This window comes from Streptomyces sp. NBC_00829 (assembly GCF_045161795.1).
Classification (GTDB): Bacteria; Actinomycetota; Actinomycetes; order Streptomycetales; family Streptomycetaceae; genus Streptomyces.
On the sequence record NZ_CP108867.1, the window covers coordinates 3,394,540 to 3,416,010 of the forward strand.

Sequence of the window (21,471 nt, forward strand, 5' to 3'; positions counted from 1 at the left end):
TCAGCCCTTCTTCGCGCCGAGGTCAGCGGCCCACGGGTAGTAGAGGTAGGCCATGGAGGCGGGCGCGCCGGTCAGCTTGTCGTTGACGACGAGCACGGACGGCACCTGCGCGATGGAGATCCAGACCGCCGCTTCGGTGAACATGCGCTGCACCTCGATCGTCATCCGGGAGCGGGCCGCGTCGTCGATGGTCCCGAGCGCCTGCTTCACCTTGGCGTCGTAGTCGGGGTCGTTGAAGCCGACCCAGTTGTTGGAGGAGTCGGAGAGGGCGTTGTCGTAGAAGCCCATCGGGTCGGACTTGGAGATGTACCAGTCACCGACGAGGAGGTCGATGTCGGCGCGGGCCTTCGGCTCGCTGTAGTACTCCTCGAACTGGGCGGTCGGCACGGTCTTGATCTGTCCCTTGAGGCCGATCCGCTGGAGCGCCGCGCGCACCGCGTTGGCGATGACCGTCCGCCCCTGGGTGGCGTCGGTCCCGATGACGATCGGATTGTCGGCGCTCCCGCCGGCGTCCTTCACCAATTCCTTCGCCTGCTCGATATCGGCGGCCGTCGGGCTTGCGGGCGCCCCGTCGATCGCCTGCTGCGCGGCCTGGAAGGCGGGCTTCTCGTACCCCCAGGCGCCGGCGCCGACGGGGGTTTCCCACGGCTCGACCAGTCCGCCGTATCCGGACGTGGCGATGCCCTTGCGGTCGAGCGCGAGGGAGAGGGCCCGGCGGATCTTCGGTTCCTTGAGGCCGCCGCGCTCGGTGGGGATGAGGACCAGGGCCGCGGTGGAGGGACCGTAGTGCTGGTCGAGGCCCTTCTTGCCGCGCAGCGCGGACGCGGTGTTGGTCGACTCGGCGTACGCGCCGTCGGCGGCGCCCGTGGTGAGCGCGTTGACCAGCGCGCTGTCGGCGGCCCAGTGGAATGTGACCTGGCGGGTCAGCGGCTTCTTGCCCCAGTAGTCGTCATTGCGCTGGATGGTGATCGAGTCGCCGGACTTCCAGCCGCTCAGCCGGTACGGACCCGAGCAGGCGTCGCCCTGGCCGGGCGTGCCGAACTCCTTGCCCGCCTTCTCGACCTGCTCCTTGTTCCAGACGATGCCGGCGTCGCCCGCGAGGGCCTTGGTGAACAGCGCGTCCGGCGCCTTGAAGGAGACGGTGATCTCGCGCTCGCCGGTCTTCTTGATGTCGCTCACATTGGTGAACTCGTCGCCCTGTTCCATGTCCGGGTCGGAGTGCCGCTTCAGACTCCACAGCACGTCGTCGGCGGTCAGCGGGGTGCCGTCGTGGAATGTGACGCCGGAGCGCACGGTCAGGACCAGGCTCTTGGCACCGGCCTGGGCCTTCTCCGCGAGGAAGGGCTTCACCGACATGTCGGGCTGGAGCTGGTAGAGCCGCTCGCAGACATTGGTGAGGACGACCCGGCCCGCGCTGGAGCCCTGGGTGTCGAGGTCGAGCGAGTCGGGCTCGTCCTCCAGGAGCCAGTTGACGTTGTCCACCTCGCCCTGGGCGGGTGCGGTGACGGGGTTGAGCTTGAGACCGGCCGCGAGAACGGGGGTCTTGTCCCGGGGGGTGCTCTTGGGGGCGCCGCCGCAGCCGGAGGTTATGAGCACGGTCGTGGCGACCAGGCCCGTGGCGGCGGCTCTCATGTGGGTGTTTCTCATGGCAATGCTCCTACTTGTCGTCGCCGTACGGGCCGTCGTAGAGGTTCCAGGGGAGGTGCTGGTAGTCGTGGTCGCAGGGCGTACCCGCGGTCACGTGGTAGTCGCCGGCGGTGAGGTCGACGCAGGAGGAGACGAGCGTCGTCCAGTGCTCCAGCCGCGACTGGCGTGGGTCGGGGTGGGTGCACAGCGACTCGGGGTAGCCGAGGTGATCGGACATCGCCTGTTTGATCAACTTGCGGGACTCGTCGGGTCCGGTCGACCCGCGGAGCCCCCGCAGTCCGTCCTCGGCGCGCGGGACCCGTACGAGCGAGTCGGGCGCCAGGGGGCGGTAGCCGGCGGCGAGAGCGGCGGGGATGCCCGCCTGGTAGTGATTGCCGTGAACCAGGAGACCACGGTCCGGGTACATCCAGCCGTGACCGGCCGGAGTTGTCTCCAAGTCGATAGCAAAGCCTTCCCGGCAGGTCAGGAGGGCATTGCTGGCTATGTGGGCGCGCGTGCGGCACAGCACGTCGATGGCCTCGGAGATGGTGGGCTGGTCGAGGACGCTGCGCCGTACGACGGTCTGCGGCAGGCCGACGCCGTCGTCGAAGCGACCGCCGAGGCCGTTGGCGTTGAGGGCGATTCCGGCGGAGTTGGCGCCCTGGCGGCCGATCTGCCCGGCCTCGACCTGCATGATCAGGGTGGGGCGGGGCGGCTGGACGATCCGGAGCATGACGACGGTGTCGGCGACACCTGCCCGCCAGTCCCAGTTCTGTCCGGCGTAGACATGTCCGTCGCCGCTCGCCTCTCCGTACACGGCGAAGGAGGTGCAGCCCTCGGCGGGCTCCTCGTCCTCGCGCATCTGGGCGAACGACTTGTCGTAGATGACCTCGCCACGGGCGTTGAGCGCGAGGACGTCGAGCAGGTCGACTCCCGCGCCGTCGGCAATGCCCTGCATCTCCGCGACCAGGTGCGGTGCGAAGTCGCGTACGGGGCCGAGCCACCGGGCCGCGCGGGCGGTGACCCGGTCCCAGGTGAGCCCGGAGGACCGGCCGAACGCCTCTGTGTAGTAGGCCATCGCCGCCCGCAGCTGGGGCCGCACCGCCTCGCCGTACTGGCGTCCGCGAGCGGCGGGTGAGCCGGAGATCTCGATGACCGGAAGGGAGCGGGGTGCCATTGTTCTCCTCGCGACGGAACACGTCCCGTACATGATCCTGTAACGTCTGTTCCAGGAAGTGTTCCTCTTGGAATGCCTTGACCAGGAGAGTAACGGCGATCACACGGAAGTCAATGGTTGTAATGAAAATTCCAGAATCGGAACAGGGGTCCGCCGGGCCCGAGACCGGCGTGACGCGCCTTCGCGCGGCCGTCCGCGACCAGTGGGAAGGCCTCTCCGCCTCCGAACGCGCCGTCGCCCAGTACCTGGCCAGCGCACCCGTCGAGCAGCTGCTCTACGCGGGAGCGCAGCAGCTGGGCACGGCCAGCGGCACGAGCAACGCCACGGTCGTCCGCGCCCTGCAACGCCTCGGGTACGCCGGCCTGCCCGCGCTCAAGCGGGACCTGGCCTCCGGCTTCACCACGGAGGTCGCCCCCGAGGTGCGGCTGAAGCAGCGCATCGCCCACGTGGGCCGGGACCTGGACTCGATCTGGGGCGAAGTCTTCGACGAGGCCCAGGAGCGCATCGACATCGCCCGGCGCCTCACCGAGCCGGAGACGCTCCAGCGCGCGGTCGCCGCGCTCGCACCCGCCCGCGAGGTCTTCTGCTACGGAGTCGCCGCCGCCGAACTGGCCGCCAGACACCTGGCCCTGGCGCTCGGCCGGATCGGCCGCCGGGCCCGTTTCTTCGGCGCGACCGGCTTCGCACTCGCCGACACGTTGCTCGCGCTCGGTCAGGGCGACGCCGTGGTGATCTTCCAGCCGGGCCGGTCGCTCAGCGAACTGAACATCCTTGTGGAGCGGGCCAGATCGGTCGGCGCCAAGGTCGTCCTCGTCACGGACGAGCTCGGTGAGGCCTTCGCCGGCCGGGTCGAAGCGGTGCTCACGGCCCCACACACCCCGACCGGGATCACCGCCGAGTCCCTGACCGGACTGATCGTCGCGGATGCCCTGCTGCTCGCGCTGACCACGCTGGACGAGACCCGGGCGGTGGAGTCCTCGCACCAGCTGACCGCCCTGCGCGAGCAGTTGCTCGACCCGAAGCGGAGGAGCTGAAGCGGCGAGCGGCACCTGCTGAACCCCGGCCTGGGCGCGGCCCGCCTACGATAGAGGCACGAGACGGGAGGCGCGGACGTGACCGAGCGCAAACCCCCTGGTGTGAGCTTTGAATCGTGGGTCGACAAGCAGATCCGAGACGCCTCGGAAAGGGGCGACTTCGAGAAGCTGCCGGGCTTCGGAAAGCCGCTCCCCGACGACTCGGCCCCGTACGACGAACTGTGGTGGATCAAGGGCAAGATGCACCGCGAGGGCGTCTCCGTGCTGCCGCCGACGCTCGCCCTGCGCAAGGAGGCGGAGGACGCGCGCGAGGCGGCGGCGCGGGCGGCGACGGAGGCGCAGGTGCGGCGCATCCTGACCGAGATCAACGAGAAGATCGCCGCGGCGATCCGGCGGCCTCCGCCGGGGCCGCCGCTGGGGCTTGTGCCGTTCGACGTGGATGCGGTGGTCGCCACGTGGCGGGCGGGCTGAACTTCCAGCCCGCCGGCGGCTGAGGCGCGGGTGCGGAACTGAGGCGCGGGTGGGTAACTGATCCGCGGGTGCGGGCGGAACACCAGGTGCCGGCGGAACACCGGGTGCGGGCGGAACACCGGAGAGTGATCAGCGGCGGGGCTGCGGCAGCGCCGGGAGCTTCTCCTCGTACAGCCACATCTTGAACAGACCGTCGAGCGAATGCTCGGAGTACCTCTGCGCCAGCGCGAGGAACTGCTCCGTCGTCACCACCCCGTGCCGATGCGTCGCCGTCCACTCCCTCAGCAGCGCCACGAACGCCGCATGCCCGATCGCGGTCCGCAGCGCATGCATCGTCAGCCCGCCCCGCTCGTAGACCCGGTCGTCGAACAGCCGCCGCAGACCAGGATCGGCGATCTTGATGTCCTGGCGCAGCAGCGCCAGCTTCGCCCGTGACCGGGCCGCCTGCGCCGCCGCCGACGGCCCCCCGGAGACCTCGGACCACAGCCACTCGGCGTACTTCGCGAAGCCCTCGTTCAGCCAGATGTGCCGCCAGTCGGCGACGGTCAGGCTGTTGCCGAACCACTGGTGCGCGAGCTCGTGCGCGATCAGCCGTTCGCTGCCGCGCCGCCCGTCCACATGGTTGGCGCCGAAGATGGACAGGCCCTGCGCTTCGCAGGGCACGTCCAGTTCCTCGTCGACCACGACGACCGCGTAGTCGTCGAAGGGATAGGGCCCGAAGAGGTCCGTGAACGCGGTCATCATCTGCGGCTGCCGGGCGAAGTCCCGCTCGAAGCGCCCCATCAGCGTCCTCGGCACCGCGGCCAACTGCGGGACACGTCCCGCGTGGGCCACGTCGACCAGCTCGTACGGGCCGATCTGGACGGTCGCCAGATAGGTCGCCATCGGCGCGGCCTGCTCGTACACCCAGGTCGTGGTGGAGGCGCTGATCGTGCGCGAGGTCAGCGTGCCGTTGGCGACCACGGTGTACGGCGAGGGCGCGGTGATCGCGAACCGGTACGCCGCTTTGTCGGCGGGCCGGTCGTTGCACGGGAACCACGAGTGCGCGCCGTTGGGCTGGGAGGCCACCAGAGCGCCCTCGTCCAGCTGCTCCCAGCCGATGTCCCCCCAGTCGCGGGTGCGTACAGGATGGGGGACGCCGGTGTAGCGGACCTCGACGGTGAAGGCGGACCCGGCCCGCAGTGCCTTCGCGGGCCGGATGCGCAGCTTGTCGGCCCGGTGGGTGTACCGGGCCGGCCGGCCGCCGTTCACCAGGACGCGGTTGATGCGGAACGGGCCGAGGTCCAGGGCGACCTCGGCCAGATCACGCCGGGCGACGGCTCTGATCCTGGCCCGGCCCGACAGCCGGCCGGTGTGCGGACGGTAGTCCATCTCCAGGTCGTACTCCGTGGTGCGGTAGCCACTGTCACCGTGCTGCGGCAGGTAGGAATCCCTCACCGTCGTGCGTCCTCGCGTTCCTTGCTGTGGTGCGTGTGCGTGCGCGTCTGCCCGTGGGTCCGGACTACGGCTTCCAGGCCTCGATCGGATTGCCCAGCCAGCGGGTGCCCGCGGGCACCCGCTCCCCGCGCATCACCAGTGACGCCGGACCGACCGCGGCGCGGGCACCGATCACCGCGCCGGGCAGCGCGATGCCGTGCGGGCCGAGCGTCGCGCCCGCTCCGAGGACGACATTGTCCATACGCATGATCCGGTCATGGAAGAGGTGGGTCTGAACTACACAGCCGCGATTCACGCTGGCGCCTCCGCCCACGGTGACCAGGTCGGCCTCCGGCAGCCAGTAGGTCTCGCACCACGCACCGCGGCCGACGCGGGCGCCGAGCCCCCGCAGCCACAGATTCATCAGCGGCGTGCCACCGGTCGCGCCGACCAGCCACGGCACCGCGAGGACCTCCACAAAGGTGTCCGCGAGTTCGTTGCGCCACACGAACGACGACCACAACGGGTGCTCGACCGCCTTGAAACGGCCCACCAGCAGCCACTTCGCCGCTATCGCGACGAGGCAGGCCACCAGGCCCCCGGCGAGCAGCAGCCCGCCGCAGCCGAGCACCGCGAGGCCGACTCCGACCCGGGCCGCCAGCAGCTCGAAGGCCGCGAGGGCGAGAACGGCGAGCGCGACGCCGCACATGACCGGCACGACCCGGCAGGTCTCGACGAGCGCCCGCGCCCACATCAGCCGCTTGGGCGGCTCGAACGTACGGCTCTGGTCACCCGCCTCGGCCGACCGCGGCAGCTTCATCGGGGGCATGCCCAGCCACGAGCTGCCCGCCTTGGCGCGCTTCGGCGTCGACGACAGCACGCCGACCAGGCCACGCTTGGGCACGGAGCGGCCGGCGGCCGTCATCCCGGAGTTGCCGAGGAAGGCCCGCTTGCCGATCCGCGCCTCGGCGATCCGCAGCCAGCCGCCCCCCAGCTCGTAGCTGGCGACCATGGTGTCGTCGGCGAGGAACGCGCCGTCGCCGACCGTCGTCATCGCGGGCAGCGCCAGCACGGTCGACGCCTCGACCCGGCGGCCCACCTTCATGCCCAGCGCCCGCAGCCACACGGGCGTGAACAGGCTCGCGTACAGCGGGAAGAGATGGACGCGGGCCATGTCCATCAGCCGCTCGGTGGCCCAGGCCTGCCAGGCGATCCGGCCGTGGACGGGGTGGTAGCCCTCGCGCAGGCCGATGCCGAGCAGCCGTACGCCGGTCAGGACGATCAGCCCGTAGGAGACCATCGCGACAACGGTCGCGAGCGGCACGGCGGCCAGGGCCGCCGTCAGGGCCTCGCCGAGGCCGGTGCCGCCGCGCAGAGACGCGCCCATCACCAGCAGGCCGGGCAGCGCCGCGACGGCGGGCAGCAGGCCGAGGCCGAACGAGGTGAGCGTGTAGACGGTCGTCCAGCGGCGCAGGCGCCGCGGGCGGCCCTCGGGGAGGTGCCGGTTGGCCTTGCCCTTGCGGGACGCGGGCACGCCCGACCAGCGCTCGCCCGCCGGGACGCTCCCGGTCACACCCGAGCCGGGGGCGATCTCGGCGCGCTTGCCGATCCGCGCGCCGGGGAAGAGGGTGCTGCGGGCGCCGACCGTGGCTCCCGCTCCGATCCGGATGCTGCCGATGTGCAACCGGTCGCCGTCGAGCCAGTGCCCGGACAGATCCACCTCGGGCTCGACCGCGGAGCCCTTGCCGAGGCGCAGCATGCCCGTCACCGGCGGCAGGGCGTGCAGATCTACGTCCTCGCCGATCCGGACGCCGAGCGCACGGGCGTAGTACGTGAGCCAGGCACCGGCGAGGCTGGTCGCCCCGCTGAGTTCGGCCAGGCGTTCGGCGGCCCACAACCGCACATGGACGCTTCCGCCGCGCGGATAGGTGCCGGGGCGCAGTCCGCGCAGCAGCAGCCGCGCGCCACCCGCGGCGATCACGATCCGTCCGGCCGGGCTCATGAACAGGAGCCAGCCGAGGGCGACCCACCACCAGGACACGGCCGGTGCCCAGGGCAGGGCGATCAGATTGCCGATCGAGGCGGCGATCACGCCCCAGCGCAGTCCCGCCACCGTGAACAGCGGCAGCATGAGCAGCAGCTGCGCAACGTGGGTGCGGCGCGGCACGGGGCGTACATCCCCCCGTGCTTCCCGCGCGTTCGACGAGGACGCCTCCAGCGTCCGGGCGAGCGCGCGGAGGGTCGGGTTCTGGTAGATGTCGCCGACCGATCCGGCGGCGAACCGCTCGCGGATGCGGGAGACGAGCTGCGCGGCGGCCAGGCTGCCGCCGCCGCTGACGAAGAAGTCCGCGTCGGGGCCGGTGACGGGTGCGCCGAGCAGTTCGGTCCACTGCTCGGCCAGCCACGCCTCGGTCCCGGTGAGCTCGGCCTGCGCGGTGTCCGGCGTCTCCAGGGCGGGCAGGGGCCACGGCAGGGCGTTGCGGTCGACCTTGCCGGAGGTCCGGGTGGGCAGGTCGTCCACGACGGCGAGCAGCGGTACGAGGGCGGCGGGCAGTTCCTTGCGCAGCCGGGCGACGGAGTCGGCGGCGTCGAACGCGACGACCGAGCCGTCCGTGTCAGCCGCGTCGACCGCGCCCGCCGCGTCGCCGGAGCCGTTTCTGTCAGCCGCGACGGCCGCACCGGCCGCGTCGCCTGTGGCACTCGGCACCACATAGCCGACCAGCAGCTGGTGTCCGGCGGCGGTCGTACGGACCGCGGCGGCGGCACCCGCGACGCCGGGCAGAGCCTGCAGCGCGGCGTCGATCTCGCCGAGTTCGATACGGCGTCCGCCGAGCTTGATCTGCTCGTCGGTGCGGCCCACGAAGAGCAGCCCCTCGTCCTCGGCACGGACCAGGTCGCCGCTGCGGTAGGCGCGGTCCCAGCCGAGGGCGGGCAGCGGCGCGTACTTCTCCGCGTCCTTGTCGGCGTCCAGGTAGCGGGCGAGGCCGACACCGCCGATGACCAGCTCACCGCTCTCGCCCATGGGCACGAGCTCGCCCCGGGCGTCCACGACGGCGAGCTCCCAGCCGTCGAGCGGCAGCCCGATGCGTACGGGCCCCTCGCCGGTCAGCGGGGCCGCGCAGGCGACGACCGTGGCCTCGGTCGGGCCGTAGGTGTTCCAGACCTCGCGGCCTTCGACGGCCATCCGCTCGGCGAGCTCGGGCGGGCATGCCTCGCCGCCGAAGATCAGCAGCCGTACGTCGTCGAGTGCCTCGGCGGGCCACAGGGCGGCGAGCGTGGGCACCGTGGACACGACGGTGATGCGCTGCTCGACCAGCCAGGGGCCGAGGTCGAGGCCGGTGCGTACGAGGGAGCGGGGGGCGGGCACCAGGCAGGCGCCGTGCCGCCAGGCCAGCCACATCTCCTCGCAGGAGGCGTCGAAGGCGACGGAGAGCCCGGCGAGGACACGGTCTCCGGGGGAGAGCGGCTCCCTGGCCAGGAAGATCCGGGCCTCGGCGTCGGCAAAGGCGGCAGCGCTGCGGTGGCTGACGGCGACGCCCTTGGGTTTGCCGGTGGAGCCGGAGGTGAAGATGATCCACGCGTCGTCGTCGGGGCCGGGCCTGCGGCCCGTGTCGCCGCCGGGGGTCCCGCACGGCTCGATGGTGCGTCCCGCGCCGATGACGGCGCTCACGGCGGCCTCGGAGAAGACCAGCTCGGCGCGCTCGTCGGGGTCCTCGGCGTCGACCGGGACATAGGCGGCGCCCGCGGCGAGCACGGCGAGGATCGACACATACAGGTCGGCGGTGCCGGACGGCACTCGGACGCCGACCCGGTCACCGACGCCTACCCCTTGGTCGGCGAGGCGCATCCGCAGCGCCTCGACCTCGTCGAGCAGCGTGCGGTAGGTGAGGGGAGCGTCCCCGGCGTCGACGGCTGGTGCGTCCGGGTGACAGCGGGCGCTCTCGTCGAGGATGTCGAGGAGGGTGCGTTCGGGGGCGGCGGCACCGGCGCTGAAGAGCGCGGGCGCGGGGGCCTCGTCGAGCAGCGGATCGAGAAGAGTCGGTGACTCCGGGGCCACGGTCATACAGCGCACCGATCGCCGGCCGACAGGACACAGGGAGCGGGTCTGCTGGGCAGGCATCGAGACTGGCTGGTACGCATCTCTCACTCTCCGTAGGTCGTTCGAGTGCGCTGCGAATCCCCATTCCGCGCACGGCAAACGAGGAGTTTATCCATCGTTCTCCGCACTCGCCTGTTGTGAGAGGTACGGAACGACGGCCCCGGGCGCCCGGCCCAAGCACCCCGATCACGGCATCACGCCTGCTCGGGACGGCAACAGCCACATCCCTACTCGCGGGTACGGAAAGTGCCCAGGAACCTCGGACTGTGGCGAACAGCACTCGTCCGGACACCCTGCGTTCACCGGACGGGGGCGGCACCGCCGCTGCGCCCCCGGAACCACGAGCCGTGCCGGGGCTCACCAAGACGGCCGGAAGCGCCCCGTCGCGCGCCGGCCGAGGGCTCGCCGGGGCGGCCGACGGCGGCGCCTGGGGCTTCCGGCTCCGCAGCGGCTCCCGGATCCATCCGACCGGTCGCCGGTCGCCTGCCCGAACCTCCGGTACGGGCCGTTCAGCGGGAGGGCGACCAGCGCTCCCCGACCATCAGGTTCCCCAGCCCCATCCACGCGAAGTTCATCAGCGTCCCCGCCGCCTCCTTCGCCGAGACGTCCCCGGAGTCGTTCGCCCACCCGGCGAGCGACTCGGCCGCGCCCACCAGCGCCTGCGCGAGCCCGGCCGCATCCTGGCCGGCGAGTTCCCGGTCCCGGTGAGCCTCACGCGCAGCGGCTCCGATCAGCGTGGTCACCACCGCCACGATCTGGTCCCGCATCGCCGCGACCTCGGCGGCGAACGGCTCACCGTGTGTACGCGCCTGACGGTGCAGCACCGCCCAGCCGTCCGGATTCCCGGCCGTGTGCGTGAAGAAGGCCGCCAGCCCCGCCCACAGCTGCCGGTCCGCCGCGATCCCCGGCTCGACCGCCGCCTCCACGGCGGCGATCAGCGCCCGCGACTCCCTTCTGATGCACGCCGTGAAAAGTTCTTCCTTCGAGTTCAGATACAGATAGACCAACGGCTTGGACACCCCGGCGAGTTCCGCGATCTCATCCATCGATGCTGCCCGATAGCCGCGCTGCCCGAAGGTCTGCACGGCCGCGTCCATCATCTGCCGCTCTCGGACGGCACGCGGCATGCGCTTGGCCTTCGCACCCTTCACAGCACCCATGTCAAACATCCTCCCGCCCCACACCCCAACTCCGCGGTAAGACTAACGGCCCCCGCGAAGCGGCCGTGAACACGCCGAGACGGGTGCGCGCGGACACGCCGACGCCCCGGCGGGAAGCCGCCGGGGCGTGGAGAGTCTGCGGGGTGCGCGCGACGCGCGGGTGGGACGGACCTTACGCGACGCCGTCCTCCTGCGAACGATTCGCTTCCAGGCGGGCCTTGGCCTGGCCGACCTGGACGACGAGCTGCTCGGACATCCGGTCGCGCTGCTTGCGCAGCAGGACGAAGCTGAGCGGCGCGGAGAGCACGAGCGCGAGCAGGACGATCCAGACGAAGTTGGAGTCACCGAGCCCCTTCGGCAGGACACCGAACTGGACCAGGCTGCCGACGACGGCGAAGCAGCCGATGAAGATGGCCAGGCGCAGGGTGGTGTACCGGATCGCGGCTCTCGACTTGGCGGCGGACACGGCGGGCCCTCTCTCTTCGTACGACAGGTCGTGCCTGTCCAGTGAAGCACGCCCGCCGCCGGATCAGTTCAGCGGGAGGAGCATCACGATGTCGTCGCGGTCGTCCCCCACGGCCACCCGGATCGCGCCGGGCACGCGGCCGACCTCCTTGTACCCGCAGGAGGCGTAGAAGCGGTCCACACCGGTGCCGCCGCGGCAGGTGAGGCGGATCGCCTCGATCCCCTCGAACCCGCGGCCCGCGTCGGCGACCGCGGCCATGAGGTCCCTGCCGTACCCCTTGCCCTGGTGCCCGGGGTGCACCATCACCGTGTAGAGCCAGCCCCAGTGCTGCATCAGCCGGTGGGTGTTGTACGCGAAGAAGGCGGTGGCCGCGATGACACCTTCCTCGTCGTACCCGACGAGCAGCCGGGTGCGGCCCTCGGCGATGCCGACGAGGTGTTTGACGAACTCGGGGCGCACGGCGTCGGCGTCGACCGGGGGCACGAAGCCGACCGAGCCGCCGGCGTTGGAGACGTCGACCCAGAGCGCGACGACGCCGTCCCTGAGGTGGCGGTCGATCGGCGGATCGAGCCGAAAGGTAAGGGCCATAGGGCGATGCTAGCCATTACCGGCCAGGGCGCTCAAGGAGTGTCCGGCACGCGAGAAGCCCCGGCGCCGGGCCGGGGCTTCACAGGGGGCGTACGAGAGGTCAGACCCGCATCGGCTGGGGCGACTCACGGCGCGACTCGTCCGGGCCCGGGTACTCGCGGATGATCTCGTACCGCGTGTTCCGCTCCACCGGACGGAAGCCCGCGTCACGGATCAGGTCCAGCAGATCGTCACGCGTCAGCTTGTTCGGCGTACCGTAGTTGTCCGCGTCGTGCGTGATCTTGTACTCGACGACCGAGCCGTCCATGTCGTCCGCACCGTGCTGCAGGGCCAGCTGCGCGGTCTGCACACCGTGCATCACCCAGAACACCTTGACGTGCTGGACGTTGTCGAAGAGAAGCCGCGAGACGGCGAAGGTCTTCAACGCCTCCGCGCCCGTCGCCATCGTCGTCCGCGCCTGGAGCCGGTTGCGGACCTTGCCGTCCTTCACGTCCACGAAGTCGTGCTGGTAGCGCAGCGGGATGAAGACCTGGAAGCCGCCGGTCTCGTCCTGGAGTTCCCGCAGGCGCAGGACGTGGTCGACACGGTGCCGGGGCTCCTCGATGTGGCCGTACAGCATCGTGCAGGGGGTCTTGAGACCCTTCTCGTGCGCGAGCCGGTGGATCCGCGACCAGTCCTCCCAGTGAGTCCGGTGGTCCACGATGTGCTGGCGGACCTCCCAGTCGAAGATCTCCGCGCCGCCGCCGGTCAGCGACTCCAGACCGGCCTCGATCAGCTCGTCGAGGATCTCGGAGGCCGACAGGCCGGAGATCGTCTCGAAGTGGTGGATCTCGGTGGCGGTGAAGGCCTTGAGGGAGACGTTCGGCAGCGCCTTCTTCAGCTCGCTCAGCGAGCGCGGGTAGTAGCGCCACGGCAGGTTGGGGTGGAGCCCGTTGACGATGTGCAGTTCGGTGAGGTTCTCGCCCTCCATTGTCTTGGCGAGGCGGACGGCCTCCTCGATGCGCATGGTGTACGCGTCCTTCTCGCCCGGCTTGCGCTGGAACGAGCAGTACGCGCACGACGCGGTGCACACGTTCGTCATGTTGAGGTGGCGGTTGACGTTGAAGTGGACCACGTCGCCGTTCTTGCGCGTCCGCACCTCGTGGGCGAGACCGCCGAGCCAGGCCAGGTCGTCCGACTCGTAGAGGGCGATGCCGTCCTCGCGGCTCAGTCGCTCCCCGGAACGGACCTTCTCCTCCAGCTCGCGCTTGAGTCCCACGTCCATGCGGTCGTCTCCCATACGTCTTCCAATCGGGCTCCGCCAACCGTACTCCCCCGCACCTTTGAGGCCGGGGGACCCCCGTCGAGCTGCGCGTCAGCTCTCTTCGGGCAGATCTCCGACCCGGTTCTCCCACTTGGTGGAGAGCACGATCGTGGTGCGCGTGCGCGAGACGCCCCGGGTGCCGGAGAGCCGGCGGATCGTCTTCTCCAGACCGTCCACGTCGCTCGCCCGGACCTTGAGCATGTACGAGTCGTCCCCGGCGATGAACCAGAGGTCCTCGATCTCGGCCAGGTCCTTCAGCCGGCGCGCCACGTCCTCATGGTCGGCCGCGTCGGAAAGGGAGAGACCGATGAGGGCCGTGACACCGAGACCGAGCGACCTGGCGTCGACGGTGGCGCGGTATCCGGTGATGACGCCCGCCGCCTCAAGGCGGTTGATGCGGTCGGTGACGGAGGGCCCGGAGAGCCCCACGAGCCGGCCGAGCTCGGCGTACGAGGCCCTGCCGTTCTCCCTGAGGGCCTGGATGAGCTGTCTGTCCACCGCGTCCATATGCCTGGACCCTTCCATTGTTCAGCGTTCTCGCAAGTTTACGTATAGAATCTAAGGCATGCAGGGTCAACTCCCTGCGAATCTTTCAGACGATCAACGATAATCCTTCAAAATTTCAGGAGTGAGCTCCCCGTGTACTCGATCGAGATGGCCTACGCCCACATGCGACAGCTGCAGGAGCTGGCCAACCGCTCGCGTGCCCATCAGCCAGCCGCGGCGTACCGGATCGACAAGATCCGTACCGCGCGGCGCGCCAAGAAGCGCTAGTCCCGAGCCGATCCGCCCAGTCCGGGCTAATCCGCGCTAGTCCGGGCTAATCCGTACGAGAGCCACCGAGCTCTCCCTCCCAACGGCGGTACAGCAGGTGCGGCACCCCTGCCGCGTCCAGCACCCGCCCCGCGACGAAGTCCACCAGATCCTGGATGTGCGTCGCCCCCGCGTAGAACGCCGGAGAGGCGGGCAGCACCACGGCGCCCGCCTCGTCCAGCGTCACCAGGTGCTTGAGGGTCTGTCCGTTCAGCGGGGTCTCCCGCACCGCGACCACAAGCCTCCGCCGCTCCTTGAGCGTCACGCTCGCCGTGCGTTGCAACAGGTCCTTCGAGAGCCCGAGCGCCACCCCGGCCACACACGCAGTCGACGCCGGGACGATGAGCATCCCCTTGACGGGATACGAACCCGACGAAGGTCCGGCGGCCAGATCCCCCGCCGCCCAGTGCCGTACGTCCGCCACATCCACCCGGAAGGTGTCCGGCTTCCCGTCGGCGCCCCGCGCCAGCCACTCCCGAAGATCCTCGCGCCAGTGCGCGTCGCGGAAGGCGATCCCCGTCTCGTCGAGCAGCGTCAGCCGCGAGGCACGGCTGACCACCAGGTCAACGCTCTCGCCCGCGGCAAGCAGCCCGCGCAGCACGGCGGCGGCGTACGGCGTCCCGGACGCGCCGGAGACCCCCACCACCCACGGGGTGCGCTTGGCGTCGTTCATGCCGCTGACCCTATCCGCCGGTCACACCGTGAGGCCGCGCGCCAGCAGATCGAACAGCGCGCAGCCGAACAAGGCAATGCCGATGAAACCGTTGACCGTGAAGAACGCGCGGTCGAGCCGGGACAGGTCGTGCGGCTTGACGATCGTGTGCTCGTAGACGAACGCCCCGGCGACGACCACCAGTCCGGTCCAGAAGAACCCGCCCGCCTCCGTGGCCAGCGCGTACCAGACCAGAAGAACCGTCGTCACGGCGTGCGCGGCCCGCGCCCCGTACAACGCGGCCGGAACACCGAAGCGCGCCGGCACCGACATCACACCGTGCGCGCGGTCGGCCTGGACGTCCTGGCAGGCGAAGATCAGGTCGAAGCCACCGATCCAGACGCCGACGGCGAGTCCGAGGATCACCGCGTCCCACGACCACTGCCCGGTGATCGCGATCCAGGCGCCGACCGGGCCCATGGCCTGGGCGAGCCCGAGGATGGCGTGCGGGAAGTTCGTGAACCGCTTGCCGTAGGGATAGACCACCATCGGGATCACGGCGATCGGGGCGAGCGCGAGACAGAGCGGGTTCAGCGCGGCGGCGGCGCCCAGGAAGATGACGACGGCGATCAGCGCACCGGTCCAGGCGGACCGCACCGACACCGCTCCGGTGACCAGTTCACGGTTCTCGGTGCGGGGGTTGCGGGCGTCGATCTCTCGGTCGATGATCCGGTTGCAGGCCATCGCGAAGGTCCGCAGCCCGACCATCGCGAGCGTCACCAGGAGGAGCTTGCCCCACTGGATGTTCCCGTCGAGCTGGAACATCGCGGTGAGGGACGCGATGTAGGCGAAGGGCAGCGCGAAGACCGAGTGCTCGATCATCACGAGCCGCAGGAAGCCCTTCGTCCTGCCCGGCCCCGGTACCGCGGCGGCAGAGGCGCTCACAGGCCGTACTCCTTCCAGCGGCGGTCGACCTTCGCCGCCGTCTGCGGATCGGACTCGACCATGTCCGGCCAGCCGCCGTCCCTGACGTACCCCTCCTCGGGGAGCTTCTTCGTCGCGTCGATGCCCGCCTTGCCGCCCCAGAACTGCTGGTACGACGCGTGGTCGAGATGGTCGACCGGGCCCTCCACGACCGTCAGGTCACGGGCGTAGTCCGTGTTGCCGAGGGCGCGCCACGACACCTCGTGCAGATCGTGGACGTCGCAGTCCGCGTCCACCACCACGATCAGCTTCGTCAGCGACATCATGTGGGCGCCCCAGATGGCGTGCATGACCTTCTGCGCGTGCTTCGGGTACTTCTTGTCGATCGAGACGATCGCGCAGTTGTGGAAACCGCCCGACTCGGGCAGGTGGTAGTCCACGATGTCCGGCACGATGATCTTGAGCAGCGGCAGGAAGAAACGCTCCGTGGCACGGCCGAGCGGACCGTCCTCGGTCGGCGGGCGGCCCACGACGATCGACTGGAGCAGCGGCCGTTTGCGCATCGTGACGCAGTCGATCGTCAGCGCCGGGAACGGCTCCTGGGGCGTGTAGAAGCCGGTGTGGTCGCCGAAGGGCCCTTCGGGAAGCGTCTTCCCCGGCTCCAGCCAGCCCTCCAGGACGACTTCCGCGTTCGCCGGGACCTGGAGCGGGACCGTCTTGCAGTCGACCATCTCGATCCGCCTGCCCGCCACGAAGCCCGCGAGGAGGTACTCGTCGATGTCCGAGGGCAGCGGAGCGGTCGAGGCGTACGTCACCGCCGGCGGGCAGCCGAACGCGATGGCGACCGGAAGCCGCTCACCGCGCTTGGCCGCCACCTGGTAGTGGTTGCGGCTGTCCTTGTGGATCTGCCAGTGCATGCCGATGGTGTTCCGGTCGTGCCGCTGAAGGCGGTAGAGACCGAGGTTGCGCACCCCCGACTCCGGGTGCCTGGTGTGCGTCAGGCCCAGGTTGAAGAAGGACCCGCCGTCCTCGGGCCAGGTGAACAGCGCGGGCAGCCGGTCCAGATCGACGTCGTCGCCCCGCAGGACGACCTCCTGCACCGGCGCGTCCTTCACCTTCTTCGGCGGTACGTGCACCATCGAGCCGAGCTTCCCGAAGGCCTCGCGCACTCCGACGAAGCCCTGCGGCAGCTCCGGCTTGAGCAGTCCGCCGATCTTGTCGCTGATCTCGGAGTAGGACTTCAGGCCGAGCGCCTTGAGCAGCCGGCGGTCGGTCCCGAAGACGTTCATCGCGAGCGGCATCGCCGACCCGCGGACGTTCTCGAACAGAAGTGCCGGGCCGCCTGCCTTGTTCACGCGGTCGACGATCTCCCCGACCTCCAGATACGGGTCCACCTCGGCCTTGATGCGCTTGAGGTCGCCCTCGCGCTCCAGCGCCCGGAGCAGGGAGCGAAGATCGTCGTAAGCCATGCGGTCCAGTATCCGTCAAGGACTAGGCTTGGCCTGTCACCGGGGCCCATGGCGCCCCGCCATCGCTCCCCCGGGGGGATCGCACCACCATGCTCCGGTATCTGCCCTTCCTGCTGGTTCTGGCGCTGTGGATCTACGCCTTCATCGACTGCCTCAACACCCCCGAGGAGGAGGTCAAGCACCTCCCCAAGGTGGTCTGGGTCATCATCGTGCTGCTCTTCGGCGAGGTCCTGATCGGTCCTGTCGCCTGGCTCGTCGCGGGCAAGGCGCGCGGCACCGGCTCGGGCGGCGCCGCGGGCTCACGTCGTACGCAGTGGGTCGCGCCCGACGACAACCCCGACTTCCTGAAGTCCCTCAAGGACGACGCCAATCCCCCGCAGAAGGAGAAGGACGAGGCACTCCTCAAGGACTGGGAGGCCGACCTGCGCCGCCGCGAGGAGGAGCTCAAGCGCCGCGAGGACGGCGACGAGCCGAAGCAGCCCTGACATGGAACTGCGTCTGCTGGTCACCTTCGAGAAGGTCGCCACCGTCCTCAGTTTCACCCAGGCCGCGGCCGAGCTGAAGTACGCGCAGTCCAGCGTCACCAGCCAGATCCGCTCCCTGGAGAGCTCGCTCGGCACGGAGCTCTTCGACCGGCTCGGCAGCCGCATCCGGCTGACCGAGGCGGGTGAGCGGCTGCTGCCGTACGCCCGCCGGATCATCGAGCTGAACAACGAGGCCAGGGCCGCCGTCACCGGCGCCGACGAGCACGCCGGAGCGATCAACGTCGGCACGATGGAGTCGCTCACCTCCTACCGGCTGCCCGCCCTGCTCGAACTGTTCCACCACCGCTATCCGCAGGTCAGGCTCTCCCTGCGCCCCACCCTCGGCGACGAGACCCGGCAGGCGCTGCGCCAGGGCGTGTACGACATCGGCTTCCTGATGGAGCGGGAGACCGTGCACGCGGGCCTTGAGAGCGAGGTGCTCACCGCCGAACCACTGGTCCTCGTCTGCGCGCCCGGCCATCCCCTGGCCGGGGCGGCGAAGCTCGCGACCCCCGATCTGACGGACGTGCAGCTGGTCGGTACGGAGCCCGGCTGCCCGTACCGCGACCTGTTCGAGGACGAGCTGCGCGCCTGCAACGGCGCCCCGCCGCCCTTCATGGAGTTCGGCACGATCGAGGCCACCAAACGGGGCGTGGCAAGCGGCCTCGGTGTGGCGCTGCTGCCCCGCGTGGCAGTGCGCGAGGAGTTGGTGTCGGGGGCACTCCTCGCGCTGCCATGGGAGCCGCCGTTCCAGCTGTACACCCAGGTCGCCTGGCGTGAGGGAAAGCGGCTGCCGCGTCATGTCCGGCTGTTCATCGACGAGACGATGCGACTGGTGCGGGAGCAGGAGCGGGACTCGGCGAACCGGCCGCCGTCCGCGGAGTCCCGGCAAGGGTGACCTTGAGGCCGGCGAGCACGATCAGCGGGACGCCGAGCGCCTGGACGAGCCCGATGTGGTGCCCGTACACCGCCCAGTCGGCGACCATCGCAACGGCCGGGTAGGTGAAGGCGAGCACGGCGATCTTCGCGGTGGGCAGCTTCTGGTAGGCCGAGTACATCAGGACGTACATCAGGCCGGTGTGGATGAGCCCGAGCCCGACCAGCCAGCCCCAGTCCGCGCCGGTCCCGCTCATCTCGCCGAAGTCGGCGAAGGGCAGCAGCAGCGGGATGCCGACCAGTACCTGGACGAGTGCGACCAGATGGGGCCGTACGCCGGTGACGCGCTTGGTGATCAGAGTCGACAGACCGTAGAGGAGAGCCGCGGCCATGGCCTGGCCGACGCCGATCAGATAGCTGCTGCCACCGCTGAAGTCGCCCGGTGTCACCCCGGAGACCAGGATCAGCCCGGCGAACGCCAGCGCGATCCAGCCCACCTTCGCCGCGGTGACGCGTTCGCGGAAGAGCAGGGCGCCCAGCAGCACCACGTAGAACGGCTGCGTGTGATAGACGACGGTCGCGACGGAGATCGAGGTGTTCTCGTACGACTCGAAGAGGAACACCCAGTTGAAGACTATGAAAAGCCCCCCGAGTGCTGCCAGGGCGAGCTTCTTCGGGGTGAAGCCGTGGCCCCGGAAGTAGCCGCGGGCCAGCGCATAGCCGCCCAGGGCCAGAGCACCGAACAGGACGCGGAAGAAGACGACGTTGAAGGCCGAGGCCCCCGACTCGACGACGAAGATTCCGAGTGTGCCGGACAGGACCATCGCGGCGGTCAGTTCGAGGGTGCCCCTGCTCTGTGTGTTCATGGCTCCGACGCTACGAGCGCGGCCGGGGACGGTCCACGAGCCAGTGGGGCGTCCTTTCGATGGGCCGATCGGCGCCGCCGATGGCGTACGTTGCGAGGTGTGAGCGCCATGGAACACACGGAGTTCAGGACATGGCTGGCGACGGCCTTCGAGGAGGCGCGGACCGGCCTCGCCGAGGGCGGAATCCCCGTCGGGGCCGCCCTGTACGGAGCGGACGGGCGGCTGCTCGGACGCGGACACAACCGCCGGGTACAGGACGGCGATCCGTCGATGCACGCGGAGACCGCCGCCTTCCGGGCCGCCGGACGACAGCGCTCCTACCGGGGCACGACCATGGTGACGACGCTCTCGCCGTGCTGGTACTGCAGCGGCTTGGTCCGCCAGTTCGGCATCTCCCGGGTGGTGATCGGCGAGGCGGTGACCTTCCACGGCGGGCACGACTGGCTGGCCGGACACGGTGTGGAGATCGTGCTGCTGGACGACCCCGGATGCAGGACCCTGATGAGCGAGTTCATCAAGGACCGCCCCGACCTGTGGAGCGAGGACATCGGTGACTGAACCCAGGATTCCCACCATCGACCTGCGCCCCTGGCTCGACGGGGACCCGGCCGGCCGTGCCGCGATCGCCGCCACCGTCGACCGGGCCCTGAGGAGCGCCGGATTTCTGCTGGTCACCGGCCATGGCGTCGATCCGGGGCTGCGCGGGGAGATCCGCGAGGCGGCACGGGAGTTCTTCCGGCTGCCGCATGCGGCGAAGGAGCCGTACGCGGTACGGGTCGGCGCGCGCGGCTGGCTCGGGCCCGGCGCGGAGGCCAACGGCTACGCGGAAGGCACCGAGACTCCACCCGACCTCAAGGAGTCGCTGTCCTTCGCCGCGCACGAGCCGACCGGTGACCCGGCGGTCGACGCCGAGTGGTTCCTGCCGAACACCTGGCCGGCCGAGGTGCCCGGACTGAAGGCCCCGATCGAGGCGTATCTGGCGCGGATGCGGGAGCTGTCCGACCGGCTCCTGGAACTCCTCGCCGCCGCGCTGGGCGAACCGGAGACCTTCTTCACCCGCCACACCGGGCATCCGACCTGGGGGTTCAACGTCAACTGGTACCCGGGCACCGAGACCGTCGGTCTCCCGCAGCCGGGGCAGTTCCGCATCGGCCCGCACACCGACTTCGGCACGGTCACGGTCCTGGACCGGCAGGCGGGCAAGGGCGGCCTCCAGGTCTTCACCGACGAGGGCGGCTGGGAGGACGCGCCCTACGACCCCGAGGCGTTCACCATCAACATCGGTGATCTGATGGCCCGTTGGACGGACGGCCGCTGGTGCTCGGGCCGCCACCGGGTGCTTCCGCCACCGGCGGACGTGCCCGCCGAGGAGCTGATCTCGCTGGTCTACTTCTACGAGTGCGATCCGGGCACACAGGTGCGGGGCATCGACTCGCACACCTATCTGCGGGCCCAGCTCGACGCGATCACGGCCGGCTGACGTACTCCTCCCGCAGCTCCTGCCATCGTCCCGGGGTCCAGTCCGACCAGTCCGTCATCGGCTGCCCGTCCAGCGCGGCGGCCAGCAATTCGAAGTGGTCGTGCCAGGCGGCCAGCGTGTCGAGCCGGAGCTCGTCCGTGCCCCGGAGCTCATGGGTGAGGCGGACCACGGTGGCGTCGGCGTCCGCCGGCTCCAGATGGAAGCGCATCCGGCCGTGCAGGGTGTCCAGGTCGTACTCGACGACCCGCTCCGGGTCCCATGCGGTGACCCTGCCCTCGGCGGCCACGGGGTCGGTGGCGTTCAGCCACCGCAGCGTGATCGCCCCGCCGACGTGCGGTTCGAGCACATCGGCGGCGGCGAGCCAGGTCGGCAGCCCCTCGGGCGTGGCGACGGCGGCCCAGACGCGTACCGCCGGATGGGGCAGCCGGAGCGCGAACCGCAGCAGATGAATGCTGCCGTCGCGGGTCTCGCTGGTGCCGTGGCGGATCGTCGCGTCCATGGCACCAGCCTGGCTCGCCGGGTGCGGG

Annotated in this window: 21 protein-coding genes; 7 read left to right on the plus strand and 14 right to left on the minus strand. The window is 70.4% G+C overall.

Going from position 1 to position 21,471, the window contains the following annotated elements; genetic code table 11:
* The gene (locus OG293_RS14520) at positions 1–1,647 is read right to left on the minus strand and encodes an ABC transporter substrate-binding protein (RefSeq protein ID WP_405999210.1); all 1,647 of its coding nucleotides are present in this window, start codon (positions 1,645–1,647) and stop codon (positions 1–3) included.
* A 10-nt stretch (positions 1,648–1,657) separates the two neighbouring features.
* Entirely contained in the window at positions 1,658–2,803 is a 1,146-nt protein-coding gene (locus tag OG293_RS14525; protein ID WP_405999211.1) for a C45 family autoproteolytic acyltransferase/hydolase, read from the minus strand.
* 122 nt (positions 2,804–2,925) lie between these two features.
* Between OG293_RS14525 and OG293_RS14530 the strand changes: the two genes are divergently transcribed.
* Complete coding sequence (locus OG293_RS14530; RefSeq protein WP_405999212.1) at positions 2,926–3,837, plus strand: MurR/RpiR family transcriptional regulator; 912 nt, start codon at positions 2,926–2,928, stop codon at positions 3,835–3,837.
* A gap of 78 nt (positions 3,838–3,915) precedes the next feature.
* A complete protein-coding gene (locus tag OG293_RS14535) occupies positions 3,916–4,308 on the plus strand; it encodes a DUF1992 domain-containing protein (protein WP_405999213.1) in 393 nt (130 codons plus the stop codon).
* Between the two features lie 129 nt (positions 4,309–4,437).
* Here the strand turns inward: OG293_RS14535 and OG293_RS14540 are convergent, their stop codons facing one another.
* From OG293_RS14540 to OG293_RS14570, 7 genes are all read right to left on the minus strand, one after another.
* Entirely contained in the window at positions 4,438–5,745 is a 1,308-nt protein-coding gene (locus OG293_RS14540; protein ID WP_405999214.1) for a M1 family metallopeptidase, read from the minus strand.
* A gap of 64 nt (positions 5,746–5,809) precedes the next feature.
* A complete protein-coding gene (locus tag OG293_RS14545; protein WP_405999215.1) occupies positions 5,810–9,787 on the minus strand; it encodes a Pls/PosA family non-ribosomal peptide synthetase in 3,978 nt (1,325 codons plus the stop codon).
* Positions 9,788–10,332: 545 nt separating this feature from the next.
* A complete protein-coding gene (locus OG293_RS14550; protein WP_405999216.1) occupies positions 10,333–10,983 on the minus strand; it encodes a TetR/AcrR family transcriptional regulator in 651 nt (216 codons plus the stop codon).
* Between the two features lie 172 nt (positions 10,984–11,155).
* Positions 11,156–11,449, minus strand: coding sequence for a DUF4229 domain-containing protein (locus OG293_RS14555; RefSeq protein WP_405999217.1), 294 nt, complete (start codon positions 11,447–11,449; stop codon positions 11,156–11,158).
* A 63-nt stretch (positions 11,450–11,512) separates the two neighbouring features.
* On the minus strand, positions 11,513–12,037 hold the full coding sequence (locus tag OG293_RS14560; protein WP_405999218.1) for a GNAT family N-acetyltransferase: 525 nt from the start codon (positions 12,035–12,037) through the stop codon (positions 11,513–11,515).
* A 100-nt stretch (positions 12,038–12,137) separates the two neighbouring features.
* Positions 12,138–13,301: an aminofutalosine synthase MqnE gene (mqnE, locus tag OG293_RS14565; protein ID WP_406003594.1), complete on the minus strand. Its 1,164-nt coding sequence runs from the start codon at positions 13,299–13,301 to the stop codon at positions 12,138–12,140.
* 90 nt (positions 13,302–13,391) lie between these two features.
* Entirely contained in the window at positions 13,392–13,847 is a 456-nt protein-coding gene (locus OG293_RS14570; protein WP_405999219.1) for an Lrp/AsnC family transcriptional regulator, read from the minus strand.
* Positions 13,848–13,979: 132 nt separating this feature from the next.
* On the opposite strand from OG293_RS14570, the gene OG293_RS14575 reads away from it, so the two are divergent.
* Positions 13,980–14,114: a hypothetical protein gene (locus tag OG293_RS14575; protein ID WP_406003854.1), complete on the plus strand. Its 135-nt coding sequence runs from the start codon at positions 13,980–13,982 to the stop codon at positions 14,112–14,114.
* A 46-nt stretch (positions 14,115–14,160) separates the two neighbouring features.
* Here the strand turns inward: OG293_RS14575 and OG293_RS14580 are convergent, their stop codons facing one another.
* The 3 genes from OG293_RS14580 to OG293_RS14590 are packed head-to-tail and all read right to left on the minus strand — an operon-like array spanning position 14,161 to position 17,198.
* Positions 14,161–14,826 carry a UbiX family flavin prenyltransferase gene (locus OG293_RS14580; RefSeq protein WP_405999220.1) on the minus strand — a complete coding sequence of 222 codons (666 nt, stop codon included), beginning with the start codon at positions 14,824–14,826 and terminating at the stop codon, positions 14,161–14,163.
* Positions 14,827–14,847: 21 nt separating this feature from the next.
* On the minus strand, positions 14,848–15,750 hold the full coding sequence (gene mqnP, locus OG293_RS14585; protein WP_405999221.1) for a menaquinone biosynthesis prenyltransferase MqnP: 903 nt from the start codon (positions 15,748–15,750) through the stop codon (positions 14,848–14,850).
* Entirely contained in the window at positions 15,747–17,198 is a 1,452-nt protein-coding gene (locus OG293_RS14590; protein WP_405999222.1) for a menaquinone biosynthesis decarboxylase, read from the minus strand. Before OG293_RS14590 ends, mqnP begins: the two co-directional genes overlap by 4 nt.
* A gap of 89 nt (positions 17,199–17,287) precedes the next feature.
* Here OG293_RS14590 and OG293_RS14595 point away from each other — a divergent pair, with 89 nt between their 5' ends.
* Positions 17,288–17,683, plus strand: coding sequence for a PLD nuclease N-terminal domain-containing protein (locus OG293_RS14595; RefSeq protein WP_405999223.1), 396 nt, complete (start codon positions 17,288–17,290; stop codon positions 17,681–17,683).
* Between the two features lies 1 nt (position 17,684).
* Positions 17,685–18,620 (plus strand): LysR family transcriptional regulator, encoded by a 936-nt coding sequence (locus OG293_RS14600; RefSeq protein WP_405999224.1) that lies wholly within the window; start codon positions 17,685–17,687, stop codon positions 18,618–18,620.
* Here OG293_RS14600 and OG293_RS14605 read toward each other — a convergent pair.
* On the minus strand, positions 18,535–19,464 hold the full coding sequence (locus OG293_RS14605; protein WP_405999225.1) for a DMT family transporter: 930 nt from the start codon (positions 19,462–19,464) through the stop codon (positions 18,535–18,537). The two genes, OG293_RS14600 and OG293_RS14605, sit on opposite strands and share 86 nt — an antisense overlap.
* Before the next feature lie 108 nt (positions 19,465–19,572).
* Here OG293_RS14605 and OG293_RS14610 point away from each other — a divergent pair, with 108 nt between their 5' ends.
* Both OG293_RS14610 and OG293_RS14615 read left to right on the plus strand, forming a co-directional pair.
* Positions 19,573–20,022 carry a nucleoside deaminase gene (locus OG293_RS14610; protein ID WP_405999226.1) on the plus strand — a complete coding sequence of 150 codons (450 nt, stop codon included), beginning with the start codon at positions 19,573–19,575 and terminating at the stop codon, positions 20,020–20,022.
* Positions 20,015–20,944, plus strand: coding sequence for an isopenicillin N synthase family dioxygenase (locus OG293_RS14615; RefSeq protein WP_405999227.1), 930 nt, complete (start codon positions 20,015–20,017; stop codon positions 20,942–20,944). The genes OG293_RS14610 and OG293_RS14615 overlap by 8 nt, the downstream gene beginning before the upstream one ends.
* Here the strand turns inward: OG293_RS14615 and OG293_RS14620 are convergent.
* Positions 20,931–21,443 (minus strand): SRPBCC domain-containing protein, encoded by a 513-nt coding sequence (locus OG293_RS14620; RefSeq protein ID WP_405999228.1) that lies wholly within the window; start codon positions 21,441–21,443, stop codon positions 20,931–20,933. The genes OG293_RS14615 and OG293_RS14620 overlap by 14 nt on opposite strands.
* Positions 21,444–21,471: the final 28 nt, after the last annotated feature.